Below are 22,734 nucleotides of genomic sequence, written 5' to 3' on the forward strand. Positions count from 1 at the left end.
ATGAACGCACTCGCAACGGCGTCTAGCTACAACTACATTATGCTCGATGCCGCTCAGCCAGTTACAGCTGAGCAGGTTATCACACAGCTAGAGCAAAGCCTTCATCCACAAGGACTGCTAGTAATACGCCAAGAGTATTTGAGCCAAACATTACAGCAGTTGGTTGAAGCGCGTGGTTGGCACTTGCTAGGAGTAGAAAGACGCTGGCGTTGCAAGATGAAAAAATACCTTAATACACAGCAAAGTGGCCCGCACAATGAGCTGATATTGATGGCTATATTCGTCACAGCTGACACTCAAAAAGATTGGCTATCTGAAATTGATAGCCAGCCTAAGGTGGCCAGTATCTGCACTTCAATAACACCTAAAATTCGCCCGTCTACTAAACGTCTCTTGGTTTGCGTTCAACAGCCTTGCAGTTGCTTATCTCGAACAAAACAACAGATAAAACAAATTGCTCAGGCTTGCGAAGATAGACAGGTAAAACTACTTCGCACCCAATGCATTGGAGGTTGTTCACCATTAGGAAGTGCCCTTTATAGCGACGGCGAATCCAGCACAGTAGTCACTGATCTACTCCATTACTCTAAGCAGCAATTAAATGAACTTTTTAACTAACCGCCGCCGGCTTTATGCCGCGATCGGCAGCTTAATACTGAGCTACCAGTGCTATGCAGGCGAACCTCAGCAAATCTCAGCCGAATGCTACCTTACGGTCAAACCTAATCAGCCTGAGCGAGTGGTTGTGTTAAACCAGTTTGCGGTAGAAAACATGCTAATGCTTGGTTTGCAAGGTCGAATGCTTGCCACAGCCTTTCCAGATGAAGGCTATAACCAAGCATTTAGTGAAAAACTAGCAAGTATTCCACAATTATCACCTCGTTGGCCAAGTAAAGAACAACTACTGCAACTGCGCCCAGACTTTATTTACGCTGGGTTCCCTACTGCATTTGGACCCAGTGTTTTGGGGGAAGCTACACAGTGGCAACAATGGGGAGTTGGGTCATTAAAAAGTGCTGCCTACTGCAATGCACCTAGCCGTCCTCTTGAATGGCAAGATTTATGGACTGATATCAGCCAACTTGCAGAGATATTTGATCGCAAACCACAACTAGCGCAACTAAGAGCAGATAAAGAAGCACAACTAGCTGCGTTACCGGTAAATAAACAATGGCGTATTTTGCATTTGGACGGCCTATCGCAAGGAGCCCGAGTCGCGGGTAGTCATAGCGCTGCTGATTTACTCATTCGCCTTGCCGGTGGAGTGAATGTTGCCCAAGCACTGCCCCATAAATGGGGAACTTGGAGCTGGGAGCAAGTACTTATTTCCAAACCCGAAGTGATTGTGATCGCACAATCACAGTCAACTGAAGACAGTGAGGTCATTAAATTTTTGACCGAACATCCTTTACTACAAAAAATTGATGCGGTGAAACATCGCCGTTTTATAACCGTGCCCTTTAGTCAGGCCGTTACTTCACCACGCCTAATCGAAGGTGTGGTGACGGTAAATCAAGCACTGAATAAATATAAATAAACTTTCAGGGATAATAATGAAACTTTCAAAAGTATTTTTTGCAGTCTCTCTTTTAACTGCAGCAAATGTTCAAGCCGATGACCAAAGTCAAAAAATAGAACATTTAGAAATCATAGGCGTTGCTGAACAATCACAAGCTTTTGACCAACAAAAACTCGGTGTCGAGCTAGTGGTTATTGACCGTGGAACCATTGAACAAGCGGGAACGTCAGATCTTAATGCAATTCTTCAACAAAGCGTACCAGGGCTAACCGCACTCGCCAAAAATGGTCGTTACGACTATGCCACATACTCACTGCAAGGTTCACGCTCAAAAGACATCTTATGGCTAATTGATGGCGTTCGGATTAATAACCGCTTATTCGGCAGTGGTTACCTAGATACTATTTCAACAGCAATGATTGAACGAATTGAAGTCATGAAAGCAGGCCAATCAGTGCTTTATGGTACAACGGCTCTTGCGGGAGTCATCAACGTTGTGACACGCAGCTATAAAGGTACCGATGAAGCGCAACTCAACGTGGGAATCGACAGTTTGGCAAGCACTCAACTATCAGGTTACGGCACATCAAAGATCGGTCAAACCGAAGTGACTGTGTTCGGCGCGAGTGACCAATCTGATGGGTACCAGCCGTTTGCCGATGAAGATATGCATTGGACCACAACTGACAAAAACCGAGGATACGACGTACAAAACCTTGGAGTAAAACTAGCTCAAACCTTAGGTGACACTCGCTTACAGTTAATGGGTCAATTCAACAAAGCAGACCTTGATTATGCTCGTCCGTACTACAATGTAACCACTCAAAATAAGCGTGAGCAAACACTGGTAATCGCACAAGCAGAACACAAGGTCAATGCCGATCATCAAGTGTACTTGAAAGCCTATTATCACAAATGGGATACCGACTATTTCCGTCTATATCAATACGAAGATAAAAGTGTAGAAGTTATCAATGATAATGATCCATGGTGGTTTGAAGACTATGGTGCCAAGCTGCAAATAACCTCGAATCTTAATGGTCATCAGTTGCGCTATGGTATCGAACAGCAGCGATACTATGGCGAAGATGTGGTCATGGATTTTGAATCCAATACAGAAATCGCCACAGACGTTTTCATGCAATATGTACCAGAGCTTGGTTTAGATAATACTACAGTTTCAATTGGTGGCCGCCACACAATGATCACCGATGGGGAATCGGGTAATGCTTTCGAAATTAGCGGCCTACATCAGCTAACTGATAAGTGGGCTATCAAGCTAGCCACCGGTACATCTTTCAGTTTACCAACTGCAGAGCAGTTGTATACGAAAGAAGATGGCTCAACCATGGGCAACCGCAATCTAACCCCTGAAGAAGGTATTAACGTCAACCTTGGTGTTGATTACAATAATGAAAGTCAACATTGGGCAACTAACCTATTTTGGCGTCAGATATCCAACCTTATAGGCTCAGGTCAAGTCGACGGAAACTGGCAGTATATGAATGTTGGCCAAGAAGTTGTCACTCAGGGCATTGATATCAGTACCGTTCAGTACCTAACACAAGATATTAACCTAGATGTCGCTGTCACCTATACCAATATTCAAGATCAAGACGATGTTGATGCACTGTTAGATATCCCTGATTTAACGGCAAACATTCGCCTTAACTACCAACCAGTTGACTCAAATTGGAATGCTTGGCTACACGCTAACTATGTGGGCACAATGAGCAAGTACGACCTAGAGTACGGTGAATACACTTTAGTTGACCTTGGCTGGTCCCTAAACTTTGGCAATATTCATAACCAAACTGTGACCTTAAAAGTAGAAAACTTACTAGACACAGAAAACGTGACCGGTTTATTTAACCCTGCTAGTTCTGCACCAGCAGATTTTTATGACGGTCCTATTGATGTAATGGGTACGCCACGTAATATTCAGCTTAATTATGGTTACAAGTTCTAACATCTCACGCCACTGTTAGGACCTTTTAAAGAGCATGTTGTTACTTCATGCTCTTGATAGTAAACATAAAAGATTTGTGCTCATCACACTTTTTGGAGAACGCTTAATAGCGATTACAGTATACCTATATGTCGATTGAGATTTTTATTGCCCGCCATGGGCAGACCCAATGGAACAAACAATATCGTTTGCAAGGACAGCATGACAGCCCTCTGACATCCGTTGGCGTTGAGCAGTCTAATTACTTAGGCCAACAACTAAAACAATTGGCTCCAACTTCGATTTACAGCAGCGATTTAGGTCGAGCAGTACAAACCGCCACTATAGCCAATCAGCACCTAAACCTCCCTCTACAAACCCATATTAGCCTTAGAGAACGTCACTTTGGCTTACTTCAAGGAAAATCCATTAAAGTTAATTCAAAATTTTATCCGACCTATCAACAACGCTTATCTAAGCCAAATAAATCTGTTGCAGGCATGGAAACTGAACTTCATGTGCGGCAACGAATACAAGAGTTCGTGCAGCAGCTTAGCCAACTTAACGAGAACAGAGTTGCAGTGATTTGCCACGGCGAATGGATGCGAATTTTGTGCGAGAGCCTTAAACAGCAAACGTCAACGTCTGATACCTCAACCCTTTTGACGACCGTGCCCGATAACGGACAGGTACTGCACCTTAGTTACCAAGGAGGCAACATTGTTCATCACTGACATCAGCTTGTGGCATTGCGCCGCTGTCACTTTATTAGCACTGCTCATTGATCGAATATGTGGTGAGCCAACACGTTACCATCCACTGGTCACATTTGGTCGCTGGGCTAGGTTTATTGAGCTTCTCACTTGGCGCAATCATAAAATTAGTGGTTTGCTCGCTTGGATATTAGTGTGCGCTCCTTTACTTGCCTTAGTACCGATATTGAATGCGGTAACATCGCTAATATTAAGCACATTGCCACAAACTCTATCTAGCTTATTAGCCTCCCCCTGGTGGATAGATGCCATCATATTGTATTTGATTATCGGTGGACGCAGCTTACAGCAACATGCTGAAGCTATCTCCAACGCCTACCTAGAATCAGGCCTAGATGGCGCCAGAAATAAAGTGGCAATGATAGTTAGTCGTGATACTTCACAAATGAATGAACAACAAGTCGTTAATGCCACTCTTGAGTCTGTGCTTGAAAATGCCAATGATGCGGTATTTGGTGCGTTATTTTGGTACGTCGTGGGCGGCTTACCCGCCGCATTGCTTTATCGAGGATGTAACACCTTAGATGCCATGTGGGGCTATAAAAACACACGTTTCTTTCACTTTGGTTATGTCGCGGCCAAAATCGATGATCTAATGAACTATATCCCGGCAAGGTTGTTAGCCTGCGTTTTCGCCTTACTAGGGCAAACCAAAAATGCCTTTAACAGCTGGGCGACTTTAGCGAGTAAATGTGTGAGCCCAAATGGTGGCGTAGTGATGAACAGTGGCGCTGGCGCACTAGGCATAGAAATTGGTGGTAAAGCGACCTATTTTGGTAAAGAAGTCGACAAAGCACCGATTGGCATTGGTCGACAAGCCGAGATGAGCGACATTCCACGAGCAACTCAACTTGCTAATAAGAGCTATTTCGCATGGCCGTTAACTCTATGTTTATTAGCGCTTGTACAATTATTATTAACCTAGAAGTGATACATAAATTGAACTCTACTCTCGCCTCAAAACAACTCCACCACGGTGGCAGATTACGACAAGCTGCTAAGGACTATGGAATCGATATTAACCAATGGCTTGATCTTTCCACTGGCGTTAGTCCATGGCACTATCCCGAAACGTATTGTACATCTGATTACTGGAATCAACTGCCTCAAGATAATGACGGCCTACTTGAGGCTGCGATGGGTTATTACTGTTCTCAAGCCCAGGTTAATTGGCACTGTCTCGCTACTGCAGGTTCACAAGCGGCAATACAAACCCTGCCTAGAATGATCAGTATGCAGCAGTCCCACTTTCAAACCGTTTTAGTTCCACGTATCGGCTATAAGGAGCACCAAAAAGCCTGGCAAGCGCAAGGTTTTACTATCATCACTTATGATTGTAGCCCTACGGTCGAACAAATTGCCAAAGCCGATGTGTTAGTGGTTATCAATCCCAACAATCCATTAGGGTGTCAGCTTGATAGCCAAATCCAGCTCAATTGGCTAGAGCAAATCCACCAACAGGGTGGGCTAATGGTTGTAGATGAAGCCTTTATTGATTGCGATCCTCATGCCGATGCGAGCTTACTACAGACAACTTCAGCACCTTATTCTTCTTCACTTATTGTATTGCGCTCAATCGGTAAGTTTTTTGGTCTCGCTGGCGCCAGAGTCGGTTTTTGCTTTGCCAGCCCATCTAATATTGAGCAGCTCAATTTATTACTAGGACCATGGCAAGTAAACGGGCCAGCAAGAGAGGTGGTAAAGCGAGCACTACTAAACACCGAATGGCAGACTAACCAACGTAAAAAGCTTGCACAATCCAGCTGCGAGCTAACTCAGGTTTTACAGCGATACTTTAACCGAATAACCGTCACTCCACTTTTTATTCGTGTTGAAACGTCAACCGCACCAAAGATACACCATCAACTTGCTGAGCAGGCTATTTTAGTTCGCTTAACGGATGAAAAAGACGCGCTGCGCTTTGGATTAGCGTTAGATAATATTGCATTAACACGATTAGAAAATGCACTTAAGAAGATATTGAGCTATTCAATTAATCGATAAAGAAGATTGTAATGAATTAATAAAAAAAGCCGGAGACTAGCTCCGGCAAAATAAAACAGATGTACAATAAACAAGAAATGAAAAGATAAGGTTAGAACTTGTGGCGTTTACATGCCGATATAATTAACTCTTAAGTAAAATTCTCGACCAGGGCTATTGTAACCAGAAGCTGACACAATAGACTCATCCAGAAGGTTATTCACTCTAGCTTCAATTCGCCAAGATTGGCTAACTTCATAGCCGACACTCATACCAAGTTGATGATATGGATCGAGCGGTTCTTCATAGCTGCTGACAAATCGCTCACCCTGATAGCGGTAATCAGCATTAAGTGACCACTGCGCCAACTGATAACCAATACGATAAGTGAGTTCATGTTCACTACGATCTGTCAGCGGCTCGCCCGTTGTCTCATCTGTAGCATCTAAAAAATGATAACCAAGGTTATGGCTCATATTGCCATATTGATATTTCAGCTGTAACTCATAACCTTGAAAGCTAGCTTTACCAATATTTGCAGGTTTCCAAATATCATATCCATAATCATCTTTTTCGCCTGTAGGCGCCCAGGAAATTAGGTTTTCAATTTCATTATCATAAGCTGATATATAAGCATTAAATTCACCATAATTGAATGATAGCGTGATATCAGAATTAGATGACGTTTCAGACAATAAATCAGGATTGCCACTATTGGGGTAATAAAGGTCGTTAAAACTTGGCGCTTTAAAACCAGTACCATGGGTGGCAACTAAACGCCAATGCTCATTAAACTGATACCCTGCACTAAGATTATAAGTAGATTCACTGTTAAGGTTATCTACGCTATCTTCACGTACCGCGCCTTCCAATAATAAATGTTCGCCCAAATAGCGCACTAACCCAAACACTCCTGTTTGATCGCGTTCATCGACTTCAAAGTCACCTTTGACAGCTTCATTAATGTAATCAACCCCAGCTATCACAGTGAGAGCATCTGTAAACTGATACTGGTTGATAAAGTTTAACTGGTCTCGATCCGTTTGGAATAGGCCAAAAGATTCACTACCACCATCACGAAATGTATCTGAGTTGTCACGGGATTGGCCAATTTGCAGCTTACTTTCAAATTTCCCCTGGTTATAACTACCCGCTAAGTTCCAGAAGTAATTATCGTACTCTGATTCATTGCCACCGTAATTACTGTCGTATTCGGTTTCTCCAATGTTGTACTGTCCAAGCCAATCTAAACGAAGAGCTTCACTCAATTGCTGGCCACCACTTAAACCTACGCTAGTACGCTTATAACCGTCGTCATCAGTTTCGTTATCAGCTTTAACATCGTATCCATCACTACGGTCATGGGACACGGTAATCCCCGTTTGACCATCGCCATGGCTAAAGCCAACCCCACCTGTTAAGCGACCATATTGGTTCGAACCAGCCTCAACGGTAGCAAAGTGCTCTCCTCCCGCAAGTTTACGAGTTTGAATATGAATAACGCCGCCAATTGCGTCACTTCCCCATACTGCAGCTCGTGGCCCTTTAATGACTTCGATACGCTCAATTTGCTCAGGCATAACGGCGGTAAAGTTAACAGAACCTGTCGTAGCACTACTTACACGTAGTCCATCAACTAACACTAAAGAGTGGCTACTATTAGCACCACGTATAGACACGCTCGCATTTTGCCCTGCTCCACCATTGCGAGTCACTGTTACCGCAGGTAGCGTTTCCAGTACATCGACAACAGACTTTGGGTTGAGTTTCTCAATATCTACACGCTCAATTAAATTGACGACCTGTAATTGCTGCTCTGGGACTGAACCAAATCGGTCCCCTGAAATAACAATAACTTCATCAACAACGGTATTATTTGCTTGGGCAGTAAAACTCGCTATTAACGCAAGGCTTACCATAGAAAGTTGGGGTGAAAGTTTCATCGCATCCTAGTTCTCATTTGATTAGAACTGGAGCTTACAGGTGAGGTAACAGAGATCGGTTACAGGTAATAACTCCCTAACCAACACTGACACAAGAATCCCCGCTTGCTTCAGTTAATTAACTGTACAAGGTAGGTCTCCTGGCTCTCAGCGTCTTCAGTTATGCCTTCCCAGCTCTTGCCAGTGGTGTCATAACTTGCTCTGATTACAGTTGCAGGTACAGCTGCGGAATCTAACCGCATTCCCTGTTATGCCTTAATGGCACCTTGTATGAACGTATTATATTACTAACTTGTTAGGCAATTTGATGGGAGTTTTAACAGTGTTTCGGTTGAGTTATCCAAGATTTCGCTCTGATCACACTTACGCTTAAACCATGAACAGTAATACATTTACTACCCGTTTAATTGGTCACAAAGGCTCTAATAAATAGAGCCACTTTGTTGACGATTTGCTTTTAGATAAAAATTAACGAATGGCTTAAGTAGTAATTGTTTTTACGACGAGTAAGAAGTTGGCTTAAACCATTGGCAAATTACCTGAGGAGCACTGTAAAAAAACCAATGAACATACGATGCTGTGACATTTTGGTAGCGGTATACTGCTTCTGAGGCAGGGCGCCCACCAATATGAGTTGCGTAGACGAACGGTTTAAGCTCCAGTTCTGTACTAGAATAATGGAAGCAATGGCCTTTCAAGACTTGAGTTGTAGGAACTGAATTATGATGCGAAACATTATCCTCAAGGGATAGTTGTGCAGCCAAAATGCCGATGCTTTGTAACTTATCATGCATCTGGCAATGACCTGGTAATATGCCCAACATCGGCGTTTTTTTACCTTTGTGATCTGTCAAGGATTCTAATAAATACAACATGCCACCACACTCTGCAACGACAGGTTTATTATCTGATACATGCTGTTTAATTTGCGCGGTCAATTCAATATTGCTTTTAAGGGCATCACTATGGAGTTCAGGGTATCCACCGGGAAGATACAGGGCATCACACTCAGGTAAGGCTTGCGTGAGCGGCGAGAAACAGTGTAGCTCCGCCCCCTGTTGCTCTAAAAAGTTCAAATTATCTCGATACACAAATGCAAAAGCAGTATCCCAAGCAACCGCAATTTTAGTCCCCACTAACATCGGTGTTTGTTCTAATAGAGGTTCATTATTCTCAGGCGCAACATAATCGAAGGTAACGGGTTCTGGCAGAGGCATTGGGCAGCTCTCACCTAGCAGATTAGCTGCATTATCTAACCAAGCATCAAGCTCTGGTATTTCATTAGCTTGTACCAATCCCAAATGTCGGTCTGGTAACTCAAGGGCTTTATCACGCATAAGAGCGCCACAAAACTCAATGCCCTCGGGCAGGCTTTGCTGTAATAATTTCGCATGACCAGCACTGCCAACCTGATTGGCTACGACACCAAACAAATTAACATCAGGTTGGTAGTGAGCTAAACCATAGGCAATCGCTCCAAACGTCTGCGCCATTTTAGCAGCGGGTAAAACAGCTAACATTGGTATCCCTAACTGCTGCGCCAAGTTGGCTGATGAGCTATGCCCATCGTACATCCCCATAACTCCTTCTACCAAAATGAGATCTGCCTGCGCGGCCGCTTTGTACAAGTGCTGTTTACAATGTTCAAGTCCCATCATACCGATATCAAGTTGATAAGCAGGATAGCCACTGGCCACTTCGTGAAACATTGGATCGATAAAATCTGGGCCGGTTTTAAATACCCGAACACGCTTTTTCTTATTACGCCAATAACGGGCTAATGCTGCAACAATGGTTGTCTTACCGCTATCGGATTGTGGGGCAGTAATAAATAGCGCTGGACAGCTATAAGAATTTGCCTGATGGTTGCTATTTGTCATTTATTGTATTTACTCATCAAAAAATTAAACTATTTCCACTCACTAAGAACGAAGTCTTCTTTATCTGTTCCCATTAGCTGATAACAGTTTGTGAGATATGCTGAACTGATTAGGTATTAATCCACAGTTATCCAGCAATGCTCAGCTATTTCATTATTTTATTCATATTCTGGGCTTCATCTACATTTCGCTCCCACAGAAGAAAGTAATCCATTTTACAAAAGCTAAAAAAAGATAACGCTAGGGGTTTTCACAGAAAATTTAAAATTGTGAATGAACTAACAATAATAACTAGTCGGTTATTTTCGTTATCCATCAAATTGAATGGTTCATCAGTAGGCAAAAGTGCACTGTTAAGCGAGTATGTGTTGAAGATCAGATTAAAAATAAAAGCCACCACAGAAAATAAATCTGTAGCGGCTTAATTTAACGATTACTCAGCCTATCACTAGGTAACTGGATTATTCCTCTGTCTCATAGTGGCAAGTTACACATGCATATGGATCTGGGTAAGTCGGATCAGTCATCCAATCGTTATTGGTACGGATCTTCATATCATCTGAATATAATCCCCAATAGCCTTCCCAGTTCACGTTTTCATTTGCTGGTAGAGCTCGGTCACTTGTCATATCGATTACATACTTGAAGTTGCCATCGTTGTTGATTTCATTTTCAAGCTCAACAACTGCATCACGATTTTCTTCGCCAGCATTAACAGATAATGAGCGATATGCACGTTGATATAAATTGGGTTGATTACCACCAGAAACACTTGCTTGATCACCATAAACATCTGCACGAGTCACATATTTAGACACCGAACCGTGATTTTCAGGCACAAAATCTTCGGCGTGACACCAGTAACAGCGAGCAAATTCACCATGACCGGCTGGAGCACCATTACCACCATGACACTCAGCACATTGATATGGAGCAATTACTAGCTCTGATGGATCTTCTACTGGGTACGATTGCACTTTACCTGTGTCGTAAATATCAACCAGTTTTGGATTAACACCTAAGTCTGGAGCAATATCGCCTTCAGAGTGAATACCTTGCAACGAATGACAATTACCACAGTTAGCGATGCCCCAACCAAAATGATCCTCATCAAGTGGATACTTAGCATTGCGCGCATCATATACAGGCCACAGCCCATCACCTGCAACACGTTTAGATTGTGGCTCGGGATAGTAACCATACATGTGGAAATTAACCACAGTTAAACTATCACCAGGGTTATTCATGAGCCAAACATCACTGAACAAGTGGAATTCTTGGTCAATAAACCAATCTTCAACCGCAGTAGTTTCAGGGTCACAGCTTAACTCGTTATATTCAGCATTTGGTGCCGTGTCTAACTTTCCATCAGGATAGTCGGTAGAGTTATCACTTGGATCAAGGTAATTGACGCCTCCTAAACGATCACAATAGGTTCCTGGAGTTGCACTGTGCACAGCTAAACCAGGGACTAAGTATTTAGCATTAAAGTCATCCATCGCCCAGGTCACACCAGTATTAATAACGTAGCCGTGAGCACCACCTTTTCGTTTGCCATTAATTTCGTTAATAACAAAATGATTTAATTCAACTCCAGACTCAAGTGTCCCCCAGAATGAGAAACCAACTTGTGCAAGCTCTTGCTCATTGATACTGAGCAGAACATCAGCCATTGTTATAGCCTGATCTTGCTTATAGATATCTGGGCGCAGGTTATGCGATCGAGCTTCAACATCTGTCAAGAAAATGGGCGTACCACCTGCAACACCAAACTCTTCAATTGGAATGAGCATTACCGAAGGTACACGAATAACCGGGGTATCTTCGGAGTAGAACTTTCTTTCCGCCTCTAGACTGGCAATACGTCGCTCAGCTTGATCTAATTGAATCTGCTCACGACGCTCAGTCATTGCAGGGCTGAATTGCTTAAATAACACACCTGAATTATTTTCGACAAGCACATCCTCAAGGCGTAAATAAAGCGCTTCACCCTGAGCATCGTAAAACTTCTCTCGACGAAACTCGGCAAAGTCAATCATATAACTGCCATACCAGTTTGGATCTAAGGTGACATCATCTGATTTATCTGCGGTCCCGTAGTCATAAGTTACTTTCCACTGGTAAGCATTCAACTCCTCATTAAATTCATGGTCAACGGTAAAGCCATCAACGGTATCATTTAAATACAACAGTACATCTGCGAAAGTAATTTGGTGATCTTTATAGGCCTCGTTCTCAATATACTTACCATCACCTGCGGCCAGAGACGCTAACTTTCGCTCACGCAAATCGGCAGGATCTACCTTAAATCCATTTTCAGGCGTACCTGTTTTTTGAAATTGCTTAAGCATATCGTCACGAGTAACGACATCAAGGTAGGCGTAAAAAGGGTTTTCTAATTGCCATTTAATATCAGGGCCCCATACGTGTTCAAAAACGCCTGTACCTGTTTCAGGCTCAACGACTTCAGGGTCTGGGGTGGGTGTTACTGTCTCCGTATCATTATCACTGCCACAACCTGTGGCCATTAATGCTGCAAGCATAGTTGCTAACACTGACGCTTTTTTAAGCTTAAGCTTCATCATTCTCATAACCTTATCTCTCATTTCTCTTTATATGCGTGATTATTACCTTCTCGCTACCGAAAATATTCACACACCCATAAAGAGGTACGCACATGAGAAATCACAGTGTTTTTACGAAAAACATTCATAAACAAATAATATTTTTGCATTTGTGATCAGAAACGCAATTAGTTATAACAAATATTGCCTACTACCATTTACCACTTACTATATATAAATTAATTAACAGAGTGACATGGGTTAAATGAACTGTTGCCAGGAAATAAAAATCATCATCGAAGACTCATTAAATCTTAATGCACCAAAGTGCAAAGATTGGCATATGCTTCTTTATTTGACCTACCAAAAAACTAACGATTTCCAAATAAAAGATAAATATAAAAAAATCACATTAATATCAAATAGCGACACTGACATCCCTGATGATATAAAAAAAATAATCAATAACGATACTAAAAAACTCCATAATGACTTAGTAATAAAAGTTGAAGAACTTATTACCTCTGCAGCTCAATACAAGGTGACGGTCTCTTTGCAACCGCAATACAGTCTCAATGCAAATATCATCATCAATGCTCAAAGCTTAATGTCAAATAACAAAGAAATAATCGAAAAATCAGAAGGGTGGATTAGGTATATAGCATTTAAGATTGTTAATGAACTACAATTACCCTTACAACTTAACCATGATTTAGACATTATTAGCACTAATCTAATTAGAGTAATAAACCTGCTTTCAAAAGGCTTAAATAGAGGTGAAGCAGCAAAAGAACTCAATATGACAGAGCGTGGAATTGATTACCACTTAGAGTTAGGAAAACAAAAATTAAACTCTCCTAATATATCATCTTTAGTTTTTAAAATTAATAAAATGGGGTGCGTCAATAATGATATTACTCGATAAACTTTCATGCGCTATGACTGAAGAACTTGGTAATAGAGACATTATTTACTTTATTGACACCAATAATGAATGCCCACTAGAAATTAATAAAAAAAAGCTAGGAAACAAGCGAACCAATATGCTTTCCAGCTCAATAAATGTAATGAATTTTGCAAAGGTTTCACGTAAAAAATGGGCTCCTGTGGATGAAAACACACCACTATCAAGAATAAAACAGTTTCATCATTGGGAATACTCAAATTGGAGTAACAAAAGCAAAAGCCCGTTGACTGAAATGAAGAAGTTTGGTTATGAATCAAAAATAACTATCAATGTGCCCTGCGCTTTCAATCCGAATTTCTATGGTTCATTCTTCATGTTATTCGAAGATGAGGTTGTATTACCTCAGGACTATTTATTCAAGTTAGAAAAACGTCTTATCGAGTTCCAACATGAGGTTATTTTCAAACAACAGAACCTATTAAATCCCATCATGGATTATCAAATTATCAGCGAGCCTGAACGCAAAACAATTCAACTAGTAGCAAGTGGCGCATCAAGAGGCGATATTGCTACAGAATGTTTTCTTACTAACCGTGGTGTTGATTATCGCTTAGCAGTCATTAAGAAAAAGCTAGGTGTTAAAACTTGGTCACAGATGGTGTTTTTAGCCGCTAATTTAGGCTTAATTCAATCCAATTAACCTCTCACTATCACAAGTCAGCTAAGTTTAATAAATTCACCTGTATTAACTTCAGACAATAAAAAAGGCGACCATTTGGTCGCCTTTTAGCTGTTAACACATTAGGTCAATTTCAAATTAACCTAACTTAACGCGTGCGTTACGGAACATACGCATCCATGGGCTGTCTTCTGCCCACTCGTCTGGGTGCCATGAGTTAGCAACGGTTCTGAATACACGCTCAGGATGCGGCATCATGATTGTTACTCGACCATCGGTTGTCGTTAGTGCAGTGATTGCATTTGGCGAACCATTTGGGTTTTGTGGGTATTGCGTTGCGATTTGACCATTACCGTCAACATAACGCAGTGCCACTGTACCTGATGCTTCAGCAGCAGCTAAGGCTTCAACAGACTTAAACTCAGCGCGACCTTCACCGTGTGATACGGCGATTGGCATGCGTGAACCTTCCATTCCTTCGAAGAAAATTGAAGGACTCTTTTGCACTTCAACTAAACTTGCACGTGCTTCGAAACGCTCTGAACGGTTACGAACAAAATGTGGCCAATGCTCACTACCTGGAATGATTTCTTTCAGGTTAGATAACATCTGACAACCATTACATACACCCAGTGCTAATGTGGCATCACGCTCAAAGAAACGTGAGAACTCACTGCGAGCACGGTCGTTAAATAAGATTGATTTAGCCCAACCTTCACCAGCGCCTAAAACATCACCGTATGAGAAGCCACCACAAGCCACTAGACCTTGGAACTCTTCAAGACTAATGCGACCAGATAGAATATCTGACATGTGAACGTCGCGGCTTTCAAAACCTGCGCGGTCAAATGCCGCTGCCATTTCAACGTGAGAGTTAACACCTTGCTCACGGATAATCGCCATCTTAGGCGCTGCGCCTTTTAAGATGAACGGCGCGGCAACGTCTTCACTTGGGTTAAAGCCTAGTTCAACCGTAAGGCCTGGGTCTTTAGCCTGCTGCTTAAGTTCAAACTCTTCTTTAGCACACTCAGGGTTATCACGCATTGCTTGCATGCGGTAAGTGGTTTCTGACCACATAGTACGAAGCGCAACACGAGAGTCATTGAATACTGCACGCTCACCATCAACAACGGTAATCTGGTCGTCAGATGTTAAAGTGGCAACGCTATGACACTCAACACCAGCGGCGATAAATTGTGCTTTGATATCTGCGCTATCAGCTTTAGATACTTGAATAACCGCACCTAGCTCTTCATTAAATAAACGCTCTAAGTCGTTACCTTTTAATGCGCTAAGGTCAATGTTCAGACCAGTGTTACCTGCAAATGCCATTTCAACAAGTGTGGTGAACAAACCACCGTCACTGCGGTCATGGTAAGCAATCACTTTTTGATCAGCCACTAATGGCTGAATCACTTCAAAGAAGCCACGTAAGCTTGCTGCATCATCTAAATCTGGTGCTACATCGCCAAGTTGGCTGAATACTTGCGCTAGACAAGAACCGCCTAAACGGTTTTGCCCTTTCGCTAAATCAACTAATAACAGCTCAGTCTCACCTTTGTTGGTGCGAAGCTCAGGTGTCACTGTATGGCGAATGTCTTTAACCACGCCGAATGCAGTGATAACCAATGACATTGGCGACGTCACGGTTTTGTCTTGGCCTGCATCGTTCCAAGCAGTCTTCATAGACATTGAGTCTTTACCCACTGGGATAGTTAACTCAAGCTCAGGACATAACTCTTCACCGACTGCTTTTACTGCTTCATAAAGACCAGCATCTTCACCTGGGTGACCTGCTGCAGACATCCAGTTAGCTGATAACTTAATGTCTTTGAATGAACCGATGTCAGTACCAGCAATGTTCAAAATTGATTCTGCTACAGCCATACGTGCCGATGCGCCAAAATCAAGTAGTGCCAGCGGCGTACGCTCACCGATAGACATTGCTTCACCAGCGTAGCTATCAAAACTTGATGCGGTAACAGCACAATCTGCAACCGGAACCTGCCATGGGCCAACCATTTGGTCACGGTTAACTAAACCCGTTACAGAGCGGTCACCAATGGTGATTAGGAATGACTTATCAGCAACGGTTGGTAAATGTAAAATGCGTGATACTGCATCTTTAACATCAATATCTGCTTGATTAAGCGCTGGTGATTCAGCTTTTGCTGAAACCACATCACGGCTCATTTTAGGCGCTTTACCTAAAAGTACTTCAAGCGGTAAATCAATTGGCTTGTTGTCAAAATGGCTATCTTCAAGCGTTAGGTGCTGCTCTTCAGTGGCATCACCTACTACAGAAAACGGCGCGCGTTCACGCTCACAAATTTTTCTGAAGGTTTCTAAATTCTCTGGCGCGACAGACATAACATAGCGCTCTTGTGATTCATTACACCAAATCTCAAGTGGGCTCATGCCAGGCTCATCTGAAGGCACATTGCGTAAGTTAAATAGTGCGCCTCTGTCACCATCATTCACAAGTTCAGGGAAGGCATTTGATAATCCGCCTGCGCCCACATCGTGAATAAATTGAATTGGGTTGTCATCACCCATCTGCCAGCAGCGATCGATCACTTCCTGACAACGACGTTCCATTTCTGGGTTTTCACGTTGTACTGAAGCAAAATCTAAGTCTTCGCTAGATTGGCCAGATGCCATTGATGAAGCAGCGCCGCCGCCTAAACCGATGTTCATTGCAGGGCCACCTAAAACGATAAGCTTAGCGCCTACAGTGATTTCGCCTTTTTGAACATGGTCTTCACGGATGTTACCTAAACCACCAGCAAGCATAATTGGCTTGTGGTAACCACGGACTTCAACGCCATTATGGCTTGATACTTCTTGCTCGTAGGTACGGAAGTAACCCACTAACGCAGGACGACCAAACTCATTGTTAAATGCTGCGCCGCCTAACGGGCCTTCAGTCATAATTTCGAGTGGTGTAACAATACGGCTAGGTTTGCCGTAATCGCCTTCCCATGGTTGAACAAACCCTGGGATCTTAAGGTTAGAAACACTAAAGCCTGTTAAACCCGCTTTAGGTTTTGAACCACGACCTGTTGCGCCTTCATCACGGATTTCACCGCCTGAACCCGTTGCTGCACCTGGGTATGGGCTAATCGCTGTAGGGTGGTTATGAGTTTCCACTTTCATCAAGATGTGCATTGGCTCAGTGTGGTAGTTATACACACCGTCTTGATCTGGGAAGAAACGTCCTGCAACGCTACCGTTCATAACCGCTGCGTTATCTTTATAGGCAGACAACACATTGTCAGGCGTCACTTCAAAGGTGTTCTTAATCATTTTGAACAATGATTTAGGCTGCACTTGACCGTCAATAGTCCAGTCAGCATTGAAGATTTTATGACGACAATGCTCTGAGTTAGCCTGTGCGAACATCATTAATTCGATGTCATTTGGATTACGATTTAAGCGAACAAAATTATCCACTAAATAATCAATTTCATCTTCTGCTAGCGCTAGACCTAACTGAACGTTGGCAACTTCGAGTGCGCGGCGGCCTTCAGCAAGAATATTAATACTCTTAAATGGTAATGGCTCAGTGCGCTCAAACAGTACTGATGCTGCGGCAAACTCAGGTAAAATCACTTCAACCATACGGTCGTGGATTAAGCCTTTAACTTGCTCTAATTGCTCAGTCGTTAACGACGCACCAGCAACATAGTAAGCAACACCACGTTCTAAACGTTTTACTTTGCTTAAACCGCAGTTTTTTGCAATGTCAGTAGCTTTTGAAGACCAAGGAGAGATAGTGCCTGGACGAGGTGTTACAAAGAACAACGCACCTTCTGGTGCATGAGATTCGATGGCTGGCCCGTAAGTTAAAATCGTTTCAAGTTGCTGATATTCTTTATCATCAAGCTTGTCGCTTAAATCGGCTAAATGGACATACTCAGCATAGATTTGCTCAACAGGAAGGGCTGCGGTTTCACAGGCCTCCATAAGCTTTTGAACTCTAAAAGCTGAAAGTGCTGGGGCTCCGCGAATGATCTCAATCACGTCAATTCACCTTATTGATTATAATGGCAGGGTAAGAATTGGCGCTATTATAGGGAATCGCACTTTATAAATCACCTAAGAAGGCGTGCGTGAACAGTGTTTCCCGTTAACGAAAACAATCAGAAATAAACCACAAATTATCGCAGTAATGTTTCAGCAACATTTCATCATTAATTTATTTTTTTAAATTCGATTTTACTAATAAATTCAACCGTATAATTTAACACTCAAGGGTACTGGACTAGGTGAAATACAAAACTACTGCTACAGTATCTTTATTAAGCCATATTTTTTAAATGACGCTTTGAAGTACAAATAGGCGGCAACCTAGAAAATCCGCGACTGACACCCGCACATTGATCACTATTTTCTGCTACCTAACTCACTTCATTAACCGAGGGACATGACCAAACATTTATCGCTAGTCGCCATTATTTCAATTTGTTTGCTGCTGAGTGCTTGTCACCAAGCCAATATGAAAGCCACTGAGTTTGTTGAACAGATCCCCGTTCGTACCGTTTTAAAGGTAGGGACACTTTACGGCTCGCAAACCTATCTTAGATCTGATCATGGCGAAAGCGGTTTCGATTATGAAATGGCAGCTAAGTTTGCCCAATACCTCGATGTTCCTTTAGAGATGGTGCCTTATAATAATCGCCAACAATTATTTGAAGCATTACGTCAAAACGAAATTGATATTGTCGCAGCAGCGATTACCACGACCAACAATCGTCGTGAACAATTTTTATTAGGCCCTACCCTTTATGAAGTCAATCAGGTGTTGGTATATAAGTCAGGTAACCTGAAGCCTCGTGACTTTAACAAGCTTCAGGGTGATATAAGCGTTATCTCCGAATCTGCCGCCGTTGATACCTTATCAAAACTGAAACAATCCAATCCTAACCTCACTTGGCAACAAGTTAGCGATAGCGATAATGAAGAACTATTTTCGATGGTCGCTGCTGGCGATATCCTGTATACCATTGCCGATTCAAACAGCCTTTTGATCAATCAACGTTATTTACCTGAACTACGTGCAGGCATTGTATTGGACGAAAAGACCCAAGTTGTCTGGCTATTACCACCTCTTAATAGCGACTACTTATTGAGTTCGCTGTTATCGTTTTGGCATATTCAAAAACGTAATGGCACATTAGAGCACTTAAACGAAAAGTATTTTGGCCATGTTAAACGTTTTGATTATGTGGATACCCGTGCCTTTATTCGTGCAATTGATAATGTGCTACCTGAGTATCAGGCACTATTTGAAAAACATGCAGGTGATTTAGACTGGCGTAAACTCGCTGCCACCGGTTATCAAGAATCTCATTGGAACCCTAAAGCACGTTCACCAACCGGTGTACGTGGGATGATGATGTTAACCCAACCCACCGCCAGTTCAGTTGGGGTAGATAACCGTTTAGATGCCGAACAGAGTATTCGAGGCGGCGCGATTTATTTGCAAAAAATGATTGATAGATTGCCAGCGTCTATTCCTGACAGCCAACGTATATGGTTCGCGCTGGCTTCATATAATATTGGCTTAGGCCATGTGGAAGATGCTCGTAAAATTACTCAAGGCATGGGGAAAGATCCCAGTGCGTGGCGCGACGTGAAACAAGTTTTACCTTTACTACAACAACGCAAGTATTATCAACATACTCGTTATGGCTACGCTCGCGGTAATGAAGCGGCTCATTATGTTGATAATATCCGCCGTTATTACGACACCTTAGTTTGGGTAGATAGTCAAAATAAACAGCAAGAGCTATTAGATATTGAGAGCAAAATTGAAGGTGAACTGGCTGACGAAACGAGCCTCAATGCTGATAATTCAGAAAACCCAGAAGATGTGATTAAATCTTCTGCGCAATAAAACAGTCATCAAAACAGGCTAGCATAGCCACAATATACGATTAAAAATTAAAAAATGAAGGTGAATAATGAGAAGAAGTAACATCAACAATAACGCTCGTCGCCGCAATATCATCAAACAAAAGCAGCGTAGAATGCTTAATCGTCAAAAACTATTCTTTGCCTTTTTGCAGCAACAAGTCTGATTGCTGTTTGAGTAGTTTTTTTAACGCTTTTTTCTCATCTCTACGACGCTTAAAAAACTGACTTAACTGACTCGCACACTCTTCAGCTAAAATACCTGATGTCACCGTTAACTGATGATTAAAGTGCGAGTCTTGCAAAAGATTTATCACACTACCCGCCGCACCCGTTTTTAAGTCCTTCGCGCCAAACACCACACGCTCTATTCGGCTATGGATCATAGCACCTGCACACATTGGACAAGGCTCTAAAGTGACATACAAAGTCGCGCCAAGCATGCGGTAATTTTCTAACACTTTGCCCGCAGCGCGTATGCACTGCATTTCAGCATGGGCACTAGGGTCGTGCTCTGTAATGCTTAAATTAAACCCTGATGCAATCAGCTCATCATCTTTCACCAAAACAGCGCCAACAGGGACTTCACCTAGTGCTTCAGCTTTAGTGGCCAGCTCTAGTGCCATACGCATCCACTTTTCATCTTGAGCAGCACGCACTGCTAGCTCCTCAGGTGTTAAAGGCTTGGCCTCACTCGCTTGCTGCTTTTGGCTGATACGGGCTTTGTTTTCTAACGTCATTAGTGTCTCTTGGTATACCGATGATTTATATTTAGCGATATTTATATTTAGCGATTTGTAGCTTATTGCATATGGTTTAAATTTTCAGGTGTACAGTAAATCTTACTTCAGCTGATTATACGGCAAACAACAGTAAATTTATCCCAATAAAAAAGGCGCCTAAGCGCCTTTTATGTCTTTAATCGAAACTGATTGGAAAGTTAATAGAAACTTATTCCCATTCGATTGTTGCAGGTGGCTTACCTGAAATATCGTATACCACACGTGAAATACCATCTATTTCGTTAATAATGCGGTTAGATACACGACCTAAGAAGTCATAAGGTAAGTGTGCCCAATGTGCAGTCATGAAATCAATGGTTTCAACAGCGCGCAGTGACACAACCCAGTCATATTTACGTCCATCACCCATTACGCCTACAGAGCGTACTGGTAGGAATACGGTAAATGCTTGGCTGACTTTATGGTAAAGGTCTGCTTTATGCAGCTCTTCAATGAAGATAGCATCAGCTAAACGCAGTAAGTCACAGTATTCTTTTTTCACTTCGCCTAATACGCGAACACCTAAACCAGGGCCTGGGAATGGATGACGGTAAAGCATGTCGTATGGCAGACCTAGCTCTAAACCAATTTTACGGACTTCATCTTTAAACAATTCACGTAATGGCTCAACTAAACCCAGCTCCATATCATCTGGCAATCCGCCAACGTTATGGTGAGATTTAATCACATGCGCTTTACCCGTTGCACTACCTGCAGATTCAATCACATCAGGGTAAATCGTACCTTGGGCTAACCATTTCGCATTAACGCATTTCTTTGACTCTTCATCGAAGATCTCAACAAATACATGACCAATGATTTTACGCTTAGCTTCAGGGTCGGCTTCGCCAGCCATCGCATCTAAGAAACGGTTTTCAGCATCAACGTGGACAATATTCAGTCCAAAGTGATCGCCAAACATATCCATCACTTGCTCAGCTTCGTTTAAACGCAATAAACCGTTATCAACGAATACACACGTTAGTTTGTCACCAATCGCGCGGTGAAGTAGCATCGCCACTACAGATGAATCAACACCACCTGATAAGCCTAAGATAACTTCATCATCACCGATTTGTTTCTTTAAACGCTCAATGGCATCTTCAATAATTGAAGAAGGCTTCCAGTTTGCATCACAACCACAAATGTCGAGGGCGAAATGCTCAAGCATACGCTTACCTTGACGAGTGTGTGTCACCTCTGGATGGAACTGAACACCGTAAAAATGCTTGTCTTCATTAGCCATGGCTGCATAAGGACACGTTTCAGTTTTAGCTACAGTTACGAAACCTTCAGGGATTTCTGACACTTTGTCGCCGTGGCTCATCCATACGTCAAGTAATGGCTTACCTTCTGAGCTAATCGCATCTTCAATACTTTTGAATAAAGCTGATTCAGTTTGCACTTCAACTTGGGCGTAACCAAACTCACCTTCACCCACACCTTGGATAACTTTGCCACCAAGTTGTTCTGACATGGTTTGCATGCCATAACAAATGCCTAATACAGGCACGCCAGCATTAAAGACATATTCAGAAGCACGCGGCGAGTTTTCAGCCGTCACACTTTCTGGGCCACCGGCTAGGATGATGCCATTTGGAGCAAATTCTTTAATTTGCTCTTCAGATACATCCCAAGCCCAAAGCTCACAATAAACACCGATTTCACGAATACGGCGGGCGATTAACTGCGTGTATTGCGATCCAAAATCTAGGATCAGGATTTTATGCTCATGAATGTTGCTCATGGGATACCTTATATCTGGGTTTACTTTTAAAAACAGTATTCATTGTAGGTGTACGTCAATCTTTGCAAGGTTTCAGCTATCTATACTGAATAA

At 42.5% G+C, this 22,734-nt stretch carries 15 protein-coding genes and 1 riboswitch; of the genes, 9 read left to right on the plus strand and 6 right to left on the minus strand.

Annotation, left to right across the window (positions count from 1 at the left end; all coding sequences use genetic code 11):
* The 6 genes from FNZ24_RS11225 (at position 1) to FNZ24_RS11250 (ending at position 6,244) form a co-directional block, all read left to right on the plus strand.
* Positions 1-618, plus strand: coding sequence for a hypothetical protein (locus FNZ24_RS11225; RefSeq protein WP_153914575.1), 618 nt, complete (start codon positions 1-3; stop codon positions 616-618).
* Entirely contained in the window at positions 602-1,537 is a 936-nt protein-coding gene (locus FNZ24_RS11230; protein WP_153914576.1) for an ABC transporter substrate-binding protein, read from the plus strand. Before FNZ24_RS11225 ends, FNZ24_RS11230 begins: the two co-directional genes overlap by 17 nt.
* Positions 1,538-1,553: 16 nt before the next feature.
* Positions 1,554-3,488, plus strand: a complete 1,935-nt coding sequence (locus FNZ24_RS11235) for a TonB-dependent receptor plug domain-containing protein (RefSeq protein ID WP_153914577.1) — start codon at positions 1,554-1,556, stop codon at positions 3,486-3,488.
* Between the two features lie 128 nt (positions 3,489-3,616).
* A complete protein-coding gene (locus tag FNZ24_RS11240) occupies positions 3,617-4,201 on the plus strand; it encodes a histidine phosphatase family protein (protein WP_153914578.1) in 585 nt (194 codons plus the stop codon).
* Positions 4,188-5,165, plus strand: coding sequence for an adenosylcobinamide-phosphate synthase CbiB (gene cbiB / locus FNZ24_RS11245; RefSeq protein WP_153914579.1), 978 nt, complete (start codon positions 4,188-4,190; stop codon positions 5,163-5,165). The genes FNZ24_RS11240 and cbiB overlap by 14 nt, the downstream gene beginning before the upstream one ends.
* Complete coding sequence (locus FNZ24_RS11250) at positions 5,114-6,244, plus strand: threonine-phosphate decarboxylase (RefSeq protein ID WP_153914580.1); 1,131 nt, start codon at positions 5,114-5,116, stop codon at positions 6,242-6,244. The genes cbiB and FNZ24_RS11250 overlap by 52 nt, the downstream gene beginning before the upstream one ends.
* Positions 6,245-6,351: 107 nt before the next feature.
* Here FNZ24_RS11250 and FNZ24_RS11255 read toward each other — a convergent pair whose 3' ends face one another.
* The 3 genes from FNZ24_RS11255 to FNZ24_RS11265 all read right to left on the minus strand — a co-directional run bounded on the left by FNZ24_RS11255 (position 6,352) and on the right by FNZ24_RS11265 (position 12,631).
* A complete protein-coding gene (locus FNZ24_RS11255) occupies positions 6,352-8,166 on the minus strand; it encodes a TonB-dependent receptor domain-containing protein (RefSeq protein ID WP_153914581.1) in 1,815 nt (604 codons plus the stop codon).
* Between the two features lie 112 nt (positions 8,167-8,278).
* A riboswitch (cobalamin riboswitch) is annotated at positions 8,279-8,450 on the minus strand.
* A 213-nt stretch (positions 8,451-8,663) separates the two neighbouring features.
* The gene (locus FNZ24_RS11260) at positions 8,664-10,046 is read right to left on the minus strand and encodes a cobyrinate a,c-diamide synthase (protein ID WP_153914582.1); all 1,383 of its coding nucleotides are present in this window, start codon (positions 10,044-10,046) and stop codon (positions 8,664-8,666) included.
* 461 nt (positions 10,047-10,507) lie between these two features.
* Positions 10,508-12,631, minus strand: a complete 2,124-nt coding sequence (locus FNZ24_RS11265; RefSeq protein WP_153914583.1) for a hypothetical protein — start codon at positions 12,629-12,631, stop codon at positions 10,508-10,510.
* A gap of 244 nt (positions 12,632-12,875) precedes the next feature.
* Here FNZ24_RS11265 and FNZ24_RS11270 point away from each other — a divergent pair, with 244 nt between their 5' ends.
* A complete protein-coding gene (locus tag FNZ24_RS11270; protein ID WP_194945048.1) occupies positions 12,876-13,535 on the plus strand; it encodes a helix-turn-helix transcriptional regulator in 660 nt (219 codons plus the stop codon).
* Positions 13,519-14,217, plus strand: a complete 699-nt coding sequence (locus tag FNZ24_RS11275; protein ID WP_153914585.1) for a LuxR C-terminal-related transcriptional regulator — start codon at positions 13,519-13,521, stop codon at positions 14,215-14,217. Before FNZ24_RS11270 ends, FNZ24_RS11275 begins: the two co-directional genes overlap by 17 nt.
* A 117-nt stretch (positions 14,218-14,334) precedes the next feature.
* Here FNZ24_RS11275 and purL read toward each other — a convergent pair whose 3' ends face one another.
* Complete coding sequence (gene purL, locus FNZ24_RS11280; protein WP_153914600.1) at positions 14,335-18,216, minus strand: phosphoribosylformylglycinamidine synthase; 3,882 nt, start codon at positions 18,214-18,216, stop codon at positions 14,335-14,337.
* 406 nt (positions 18,217-18,622) lie between these two features.
* Between purL and mltF the strand changes: the two genes are divergently transcribed.
* Complete coding sequence (mltF, locus tag FNZ24_RS11285) at positions 18,623-20,095, plus strand: membrane-bound lytic murein transglycosylase MltF (protein ID WP_153914586.1); 1,473 nt, start codon at positions 18,623-18,625, stop codon at positions 20,093-20,095.
* Positions 20,096-20,246: 151 nt separating this feature from the next.
* Here mltF and tadA read toward each other — a convergent pair whose 3' ends face one another.
* Positions 20,247-20,852: a tRNA adenosine(34) deaminase TadA gene (gene tadA / locus FNZ24_RS11290; RefSeq protein WP_153914587.1), complete on the minus strand. Its 606-nt coding sequence runs from the start codon at positions 20,850-20,852 to the stop codon at positions 20,247-20,249.
* 211 nt (positions 20,853-21,063) lie between these two features.
* Positions 21,064-22,641 carry a glutamine-hydrolyzing GMP synthase gene (gene guaA, locus FNZ24_RS11295; RefSeq protein ID WP_153914588.1) on the minus strand — a complete coding sequence of 526 codons (1,578 nt, stop codon included), beginning with the start codon at positions 22,639-22,641 and terminating at the stop codon, positions 21,064-21,066.
* Positions 22,642-22,734 lie beyond the last annotated feature (93 nt).

Source organism: Shewanella sp. TC10, assembly GCF_009663145.1.
In the GTDB taxonomy this organism is placed as follows: domain Bacteria; phylum Pseudomonadota; class Gammaproteobacteria; order Enterobacterales; family Shewanellaceae; genus Shewanella.